Annotated in this window: 5 protein-coding genes; 3 read left to right on the top strand and 2 right to left on the bottom strand. The window is 65.2% G+C overall.

The window, feature by feature from the left end; genetic code table 11:
• The 3 genes from K728_RS0106450 to K728_RS18625 form a co-directional block, all read left to right on the top strand.
• The coding region (locus tag K728_RS0106450) for an ROK family protein (protein WP_443110932.1) at positions 1-989 on the top strand (989 nt) is incomplete at its 5' end.
• A 95-nt stretch (positions 990-1084) separates the two neighbouring features.
• On the top strand, positions 1085-1648 hold the full coding sequence (gene pyrE, locus K728_RS0106445) for an orotate phosphoribosyltransferase (RefSeq protein WP_019483296.1): 564 nt from the start codon (positions 1085-1087) through the stop codon (positions 1646-1648).
• A gap of 323 nt (positions 1649-1971) precedes the next feature.
• Positions 1972-2670, top strand: coding sequence for an alpha/beta fold hydrolase (locus K728_RS18625; protein WP_237742101.1), 699 nt, complete (start codon positions 1972-1974; stop codon positions 2668-2670).
• Here the strand turns inward: K728_RS18625 and K728_RS0106435 are convergent.
• Both K728_RS0106435 and K728_RS23110 read right to left on the bottom strand, forming a co-directional pair.
• On the bottom strand, positions 2664-3398 hold the full coding sequence (locus K728_RS0106435) for a tyrosine-protein phosphatase (RefSeq protein ID WP_019483294.1): 735 nt from the start codon (positions 3396-3398) through the stop codon (positions 2664-2666). The genes K728_RS18625 and K728_RS0106435 overlap by 7 nt on opposite strands.
• A 3-nt stretch (positions 3399-3401) precedes the next feature.
• A partial coding sequence (locus K728_RS23110) for an HAD-IA family hydrolase (RefSeq protein WP_443110931.1) occupies positions 3402-3667 on the bottom strand: 266 nt, incomplete at its 5' end.

The raw sequence follows: 3667 nt of genomic DNA, 5'->3' as shown, positions 1-3667 counted from the left end.
CGCCGTCGTTGTTCGCCCTCAACCCCGGGGCACGGGTGGTGATCGGCGCCGATCTGGGCGCCACCCACGCCCTGGTAATCCTGACGGACCTCTCCGGAACAGAACTAGCCAGCGCACGCCAGTCCATGACCATCTCCGACGGGCCAGAGACGGTGCTGGGCTGGTTGGTGGCAGCGATCGGTACCCTGCTGCGGGAGGCAAAGCGGTCCAGCTCCGAACTGGCAGCGATCGGCATTGGGTTGCCCGGGCCGGTGGAGCACGAGACGGGCAGGCCTATCAACCCGCCGATCATGCCGGGCTGGGACCGGTTCGACGTGCCGGGGCTGGTGCAACGCAGCTTCAACGTGCCGGTGCTCGTCGACAACGACGTCAACATCATGGCCCTCGGCGAGCTGAGCGGTAACTGGCCGGACACCACCGATCTGATGTTCATCAAGGTGGCCACCGGTATCGGCGCCGGGATCATTTCAGGATCAATGCTGCAGCGCGGTGCGCAGGGCACGGCCGGGGACCTCGGCCACGTCCGGGTCCCACGCGGTGGTGAGATTCCGTGCCGCTGCGGAAACACGGGGTGCCTCGAAGCCCTGGCCGGCGGGCCCGCGCTCGCGGCAGCATTGAACGCACTTACCGGGGGTGAACTGACTTCCAGTCAAGGGGTGATCGACCTGGTGCGTTCGGGCGACCGCGACGCCATCCAGGTGATCCGCCAGGCGGGCCGCGACATCGGCGATGTGCTGGCCACCTGCGTGAACCTCATCAACCCATCGGTGGTCGTGATCGGTGGGAGCCTGGCGCAGGCGGGCGAGCACCTGCTGGCCGGGATCCGCGAAGTGGTCTACCGGCGTTCCCTGCCTTTGGCCACTGAGCACCTGCGGATTGTGCCATCGGTTGCCGGGCAGAATGCTGGTGTCCGGGGTGCCTCGGTGATGGCCATTTCCCACGTCCTGTCGCCGGAATCAATCGAAACCGCGAGCCTGAGCGCCCCCTGACAGGTTTAGGCATGCCAGGGGAAAGGCACTTGGCGTCCGGTCACACTGACTGGGACCTGGCATCTCCGGTACCGAAAGACATTAGGATTGCAACCATGACCGCCGATAGCACCGCCCGCGTCCGCCTGCGTGAACTGATCCAGGAACTGGCCATCGTGCACGAGAAAGTGACGCTGTCCAGCGGCAAGGAAGCCGACTATTACATTGACCTTCGCCGGATCACCCTGCACCACGAAGCATCCCAACTGGTGGGGCAGGTCATGCTGGAGTTGCTCGACGACGCCGGAATCGCCTTCGAGAGCGCCGGCGGCCTGACCATGGGAGCTGACCCGGTGGCCACCGCCGTGATGCACGCCGCGGCCCGCGACAACCGTGGCATTGACGCGTTCGTGGTGCGCAAAACCCAGAAGACTCACGGCATGGCCCGCCAGGTGGAGGGCCCGGACATTACTGGCCGGTCCGTCGTCGTGCTCGAAGACACCTCCACCACCGGTGGGTCAGCGTTGACCGCTGTCGAGGGTGTCCGGCGGGCTGGTGGCAAGGTGCAGGCAGTGGCGGTGATCGTCGACCGCGACACCGGGTCGAAGGAACGCATCGAGTCTGAGGCAGGGGTGCCGTACCTCTACGCTTTCGGCAAAGACGAGCTCGGTCTGGGGTAACACCCCCGACTACCTATGACTGAGGACGCCGAACGGCTGCTTCGCTACGCGCACGGGATCAAGGGCATGTCCCGNCCCGCCGCTCTTTCCTGGTCGGCTCCGGGTTCGGCCTCACCCTCGCCGCCGACCTGTTCCTGACAAGGAGGATCCAGGAGGAACGGGAGGAGCTGCAGCTCCTCCCGGTTGAGGATGAGGAGGCGGCGCGGCGGTTCCCCCGAACCCGATGGATCATCTTCCCCGGGTACAAAACGAGTTGGGAAGAGGGCGGCTGGATCGCCAACTCCCTTCGACCGGCCCTCGCGCAGCGCGGACAGATTTCAGTCATGGGGTACTCGAACCGTGGGCTGAATATCACCAACATTGTTGCCGCACTGAACCGCTATGTACGGATCTTCCAGGTCGAAACCCTCTACTTCTATGGGCACAGTTTTGGTGGGATGGTAGCCATCGAGGTGGCGTCGCAGCTGCGTGAGTTGGGGATCAACGTGAAGCTGATCATCCTCGACTCCAGTCCGCATTCCCGCACCGATGTGCTGGACCAGGCGGTGTTCGAGGGTGTGGTGCGCCTCTACGACGCCGGATACCGGGTGCCTACCGTATTGAGGGGCGGATACGAGCTGGGAGAGCGGATCGTCAACAAGAACGAACGCAGCTGGCAGCAGGTCATGAACCAGACCCTCGAGCAACTGTCTCCGCTGGCGCCGTCGAGTTTGCTGATCCAGTCACAGTCGTCGTACATCTACCACTACAACGTCACCCGGTTCCAGGGCACCCTGGGGGATACCCAGATTGCCTTCATCGGCAACCCCAATGACAACACCGTGAACTACACGACGACCCGGCCGGGATGGGCTGAAGCGTTCCCGGACAACCTGGTGTCTGCTGACTACGTCACCGAGGGTGCGCTCCCAGCCCACGCGAGCCCGCAGTGGAACCCCTTGATCTATCAGGGCATTGTGGTGGCGCTGCAGGAGGAGTTCCTGCCGCTCCCACGTGGCGGGTCGCTGCGAACCGTCTACTGACCGTTGAGTGTCTTCCGCAGTCGCGTCAGATCGTGGCGGTCCATGCCAGCTCCCGTCAGGAAAGCGTCAACGGTCCCGTATTCGCGGCGCAGCCCGTCGATGAACGTGGCCATGGCTGCAGCCGGGGAGGTGAGGATTACCGGCGGGTTGTCGAACGACATCCGTTGCGAACCGGATGGGGCGTTCCCCAGCCAGAGCTTCGCCAGTGCTGGCAGGATTTCGGGCAGGGCGCCCGTGGTGTGGGCGTAGTCCTGGATGATCAACTCGTCGGACACCCCGGCGACCAGGAGGACGACGGCGGTGATCACGCCCGTCCGGTCCTTACCTGCCGCACAGTGCACCAGCGTGGTGCGGCCCGCCACGATCGGTTCGAGGGCGCTGACCACCGCTCCCGGGCGGCTATGCAGCCAACCGACGTAGTAATTCCCCAGGTCCTCGGCGGTCAACAAGCCCATGGTCGATGCGGGGTTGGCCTCGGAGGGGTCGAGCGGTGCGGCGACGACGTCGATCCCGGCGTCGGCGGCGACCAGCCAGGGCACCATCCCCGCCTCACGTTCGCTGCGCAGGTCGACGATTGTCTCGATGCCCCGGCCGGCAAGGAACTCCATCGTCGCGACGAGGTCCCAGTCAAAGGGCTGGCTGGAACGGAACACCCGGCCCGGCGCGGGCGCCCTCGGATCGGAGGCGGTGAGTTGAGCGATGTCGCGCAGGTTCAGGATTCCCGCCACTGCCTACACCTGGTCGATCAGGTCGGCCACCGACTCCAGGATCTGGGCGGGACGGAACGGGTAGGCGTCGATGTCGGCGCGCTGGGTGATCCCGGTCAGCACCAGGACGGTGTGCAGTCCGGCCTCCATCCCCGCGATGATGTCGGTGTCCATCCGGTCGCCGATCATGGCGGTGGTTTCCGAGTGGGCGTCGATCTGGTTCATCGCCGACCGGAACATCATGGGATTAGGCTTGCCCACAATATAGGGGACACGACTGGTGGCGGCGG

Source organism: Arthrobacter sp. CAL618 (genome assembly GCF_000468215.1).
Taxonomy (GTDB): Bacteria; Actinomycetota; Actinomycetes; order Actinomycetales; family Micrococcaceae; genus Arthrobacter_D.
This window is presented reverse-complemented; position numbering and strand designations above follow the sequence as displayed.

Coding starts and splice junctions, on each gene's coding strand:
- pyrE (WP_019483296.1), top strand. CDS start 1,085: ATGACCGCCGATAGCACCGCCCGCGTCCGCCTGCGTGAACTGATCCAG.
- K728_RS18625 (WP_237742101.1), top strand. CDS start 1,972: ATGGGGTACTCGAACCGTGGGCTGAATATCACCAACATTGTTGCCGCA.